This window comes from Shewanella chilikensis, from assembly GCF_002836945.1.
GTDB lineage: Bacteria > Pseudomonadota > Gammaproteobacteria > Enterobacterales > Shewanellaceae > Shewanella > Shewanella chilikensis.
In genome coordinates this window covers 1-1,879 of sequence record NZ_NIJM01000103.1, presented here as the reverse complement: position 1 = coordinate 1,879, position 1,879 = coordinate 1, and the positions used below count along the sequence as shown (strand labels likewise).

The 1,879-nt window shown below is 41.6% G+C and carries 3 protein-coding genes and 1 pseudogene; all 4 read right to left on the bottom strand.

Features of this window, described 5'->3' with window-relative positions:
• Window positions 1-399 precede the first annotated feature (399 nt).
• Window positions 400-960, bottom strand: coding sequence for a hypothetical protein (locus tag CX651_RS19665; protein WP_101057793.1), 561 nt, complete (start codon window positions 958-960; stop codon window positions 400-402).
• Between the two features lie 2 nt (window positions 961-962).
• Window positions 963-1,301, bottom strand: coding sequence for an AHH domain-containing protein (locus CX651_RS19660; protein WP_101057794.1), 339 nt, complete (start codon window positions 1,299-1,301; stop codon window positions 963-965).
• 30 nt (window positions 1,302-1,331) lie between these two features.
• Window positions 1,332-1,505, bottom strand: a pseudogene (locus CX651_RS20405) (RHS repeat-associated core domain-containing protein); the annotation flags it as partial.
• Between the two features lie 54 nt (window positions 1,506-1,559).
• A partial coding sequence (locus CX651_RS20025; protein WP_198552070.1) for an RHS domain-containing protein occupies window positions 1,560-1,879 on the bottom strand: 320 nt, incomplete at its 5' end.

Genomic DNA, 1,879 nt, shown 5'->3' with positions numbered 1-1,879 from the left:
CATCGTAGCGGAAAACATTGTCTCCCTGACGCACTACCCGCCCGGCTTGCTAAAAGATATGGCTGTCCTGTCTTTTTTATTTCCATCTCCCAAAAAACCATTTTTACCATATACTTTAACTAAATAGTTAATCTCTTTAATTACGTTTTCAATCATCTTTCACACTTCCCACTTAAATTAATTATGACCTGAAAAACAATTAGTCGACCACTTGTTGAGTTTTGTGTATTTCCTCTGTGACCCTGCAAGCTATCAAGTCGGTCACCGCATATACAGCACTCTAAATCTAGAAGACGCGGGTCGTTAACATGGACAATACCTCGTGAGCCGTTTCTGTATTACAAATAACTTAATCAACACACCGACGCGCCACCTCAAAAATAGTATTTCTTTAAAAAATCACCTATTAAAAAAGCTCTTCGGATGACCATACTCAATTTTTTCAAATCTAATTTTTAAGTTATTTTTTTTACACCGTTCAACAAAATCATCACTGACAACAAAATTCGAGTAGTACTTCTCATCTCTAGCAATAAAAAAACTCTCCAAAGGCTCTCTATAAGCAACAACAGAAAGCATACGGTCACCATTTGTCAGAATTTTATACTTAGATTTTTCTTCATCTACAAATTTAGCTTTTGCATTTACCAATCCAATACTAAATTTACAAACCCCATCCACACCCACATTTAAAAAAGACAGGCAATCTAACTCCCTCAACACATCAACAGCTCTCTTTGAAAAGATTGGGAATGGTACAACACAACTAAGGAAATCAGAGCAATCTATCAAATTGTTAAAATTGTCAACTTGGGAACTACCATTAATATTCAAAAAGTTTTCAGTTTCCGAACGATCATCACCTAAAAAAACATCCCACAATTTAGAATTCAACTCAGCTCCAAAATCAACAACTATATTCTCGCTCGCCGCCTGCGGCTTAATTTTGTAAATATTCATAACTAACCCTTCGGACATTTATTTTTCAATGCATAACGCGTCTCGTGTTGAAAGTCGAGCAACTCCTTATTTACTCGCTCTTTATCCCATCCTTCTACCCTAGCACTTTCCTCTAATCGATCTAGGCGCTCTTTGATATAAGCATTATATTCCGCATGAGGTTTTCCATCTAACTGAAAATGATGATGTGTCATCTTCGTCGGATGAATTCCATCAGCAACAGGTAAATACACCATATTCGTAGCGCCATTAATATTAAGATCTGACCTATTAAAGAAAGGATGAGCTCGATGTTCATAAGAAACAATATGATGTCTCTCATACCCTTGTTTAGTAGCCATCCACGAAGGGAATCGTTCCAACCCTAGCGGATCCACCCATTCGAGCGGATTATGCACATAGGCCTGTGGCCGCGTGCCCCCTGCCAACCCTATCGGATCTGGACTCAGGTATTGGCAAATCTCCGGATCGTAATATCTGTGCCGGTTGTAGTAGGGCCCGGTTTCCCGATCATAAATCTGTCCCTGATAGCGCAGGTCACAGTGTAGAGGCTCATTGGCGGCTTGTTCAAGATACTTTTTCGGGGTTCCGCTGAGCCGCTATTGATGGAAGTCCTGCCATAAACCCTGTTCGCCACGCCAGTGTATTTGTCCTTGTGGATCGCACAACTCCCTAACATTGCCCACTAAGTCAGTCACCGCATAATGTAATTCGGGCCTGCCGGGGTCATTGGGTGTATCCAGTTGCCTTATCTGTGCCAACGGCCTGAAACTGCCGGGCTCATATAGCCACTGGGTAGTTGCCACACTGCCATCGGCATAATAACTTTGCTGCTGGCTGAGTTGATCACCCAACCACTGATAGCGGATATCGCCTTGGCTGATTTGTTGAGTGAGTGATTGCGCTGATGTTGGCTGCG